Raw genomic sequence first — 2392 nt, forward strand, 5'->3', positions numbered from 1 at the left:
GTTCAATACTCCGAACTTTATTTTTATACAAATTTATCAGCCTTAGTTGAAGCGTAATTCAGACGCTTCTTTTTTTATTTAATTGACCTGTGTTTAGGACAGAACAACTGATTCTCTTTAATATATGAAAGGATTTGCCCGAAAAAGTCGATTCCCCATACGTTCAAGATTCGCATGTACGAGCACACGCTTAATTTCTGTGCAGCCCAGACTCGAATATGAGAAAGCACCATGCAACTTTTTCACTTTAAAAGTAAGTTGAGAAAAATGGCGTTCTGTTTTAGTGCTGTTTACCCATTTCGTTGTTCAACTAACCTCCCTCTATATAGAAAAGAAAATCTCTCGATTTCTCTTGTTTTCTCCGAATTACGCAGTAGCCTGTTTTAAAATTCATTTGAATATTGGAGGAATTGTGTACCAAAAGGATAATTTTGGGTGCAAAGTGAAAAAAATAAGTAATAGCTACCAAACCAACCTTTTCCAAAATGTGGATATTGATCTTGATCAAAAGAAAATTAAGCTGCTGCTTTCTGTAATGCCGCCCCATATGAGGAATGTCCCTTAATATACATTCTTCACTGCATTCACACTGTTTTTTACCAATCGTAAACAGAATGCGTATGAGCTTCTTACAAATTGCGATTAGAGATTGCATCTTCTTCAATGGATTATTTAAGCGATTAATAAAATACTCATTCATATATGTTAGTTTTACTCATTCACTGCTAACCTCACGCTGTGGTGATATACACATTTCTGTGTATTGTGCTTGTAGACCCGTACATTCAGAAGTTTGTCAGCTTAACCTTTTCTTGTAGGTTTATTTGCATTCTCACCATATTCATTTAACTCAAGCATCATGAATTACACCACTCCCTCGAGTAGGCTTTCGGCAGTCGAACTGCTATGGTAATTTCTCACGCCTTTTTGCCGAGCTTATAACACTATCATTCTTACTAGATCAAGTGCTATTCGACTAAGGGAGAACCCTTCAGAGCGTTACCCCGTCATTTGATTCTTCGATATAACCCTTCAGTTCCGACTGGAACTGCCTAACCTTTACCTGAGCATTGTATGACCAATCTCAATTTAAGCCAGGGACATTTCGCACAACTTTAGCACCCGTTAGAGTTGAAGATGGCTCATACACTAAGAGAAACTTTCTACTCCATCAAATGTGATGGACCAAATAGAATCAAAGAACAGCCAACCCTTGTGATCCCAAATATGGAAATTTGGTCCAAGCAGCAACCTGCAATCTGACAAGACTACCATCATCTTGGATATTAAATACTGAGACAGTGCCCTGATTTCCGTTAAGAGTGTAAAAATGCCGCCCATCTTTACTCACTCCGACATCCATCGGCAGACCAGGTGCTGTACTTTGCGGTGTACTGTTAATATGCCTTACCACCGACAGCGCTCCATTGGGCTCGATTCGGTAGGTGGATATAGTGCCGCTTAAAGTGTTGGTAATATATGCAAAACGTTCATCCCTTGTTGGTACAACCCAGCATGCAGTTTTATATCCGTTTGGTACAGAGCCGCTGATCACATGAAGGATCCCGTCATCGCTCAATGAATAAGATGAAAGCGCATTTGAATCTGCTTCTGTAACTAAGAGGATTCCAGAGGATAAAAAATAAGCGCCCAATGGTCCTTGACCATATGAACCATTAACGATTGGTCCTTTAACCGTACCTTTTTTATTAACATGGAATACACTTAGATGGTTAGAGGTTAGTTCGGTTACAAGGATTTTACTACCATCAGGAGTAAAGAGAACCTGCGCCGGTTGAGCATTGTGAGTGCTGAGGGAATGGGTGGATCCGGGAAAAGGAGTTAGGCGTCCGTTAACATCGATGTGAAAACCAGTGATATTCGATGTAAAATTGTTTGCGGGATTACCTACATTGGATATATAGACAAGATTACGAAACACATCTACACTATTGGGCTGAGCACCTCCAGATGGCTTTACATCCACGAGGACAGGTGTTCCGTTGTCAGTTATGATGAAACTGCTGAAACTATGGCTTCCTGCGTTAACGGCAAGTAGGAATCGTCCATCACGGGACAAAGTTAGGGCGCCTTGTGAAGTAAGTGGATCGACACCATCGCTTGCTGTTGCAGTGGAGACTTCCTTTGTTCCAGTACCTTTACCATAAGTTGGGTAAGCCCCTACAAAAGTAAGCATTCCATTCATGTCCCTGTAAAAGGCAATGATTTGATTCATTACTTCATTATTGGTCATCATGTATACCATACTAGCAGTTCCACGATAATATTGGTTCATAATCTGCATGTTATGACTCTCCTCCTTCATAATTTTATATGGTGATTTTGCCAATTAAATTCTCCAAATGGATTAATAATTGGTTCAAAAGAGAGG

1 protein-coding gene and 1 pseudogene are annotated in these 2392 nt (G+C 39.9%); both read right to left on the reverse strand.

Translation table 11 applies throughout. The features are described 5' to 3' along the window. Nucleotides 1-515: 515 nt before the first annotated feature. Nucleotides 516-691: pseudogene (locus tag V7266_RS30895) on the reverse strand (IS110 family transposase); the annotation flags it as partial. 504 nt (nt 692-1195) lie between these two features. Continuing rightward, on the reverse strand, nt 1196-2305 hold the full coding sequence (locus tag V7266_RS27375; RefSeq protein ID WP_335472376.1) for a lactonase family protein: 1110 nt from the start codon (nt 2303-2305) through the stop codon (nt 1196-1198). Nucleotides 2306-2392: the final 87 nt, after the last annotated feature.

It is taken from the genome of Neobacillus drentensis, from assembly GCF_036965645.1.
GTDB lineage: Bacteria > Bacillota > Bacilli > Bacillales > Cytobacillaceae > Neobacillus > Neobacillus drentensis_D.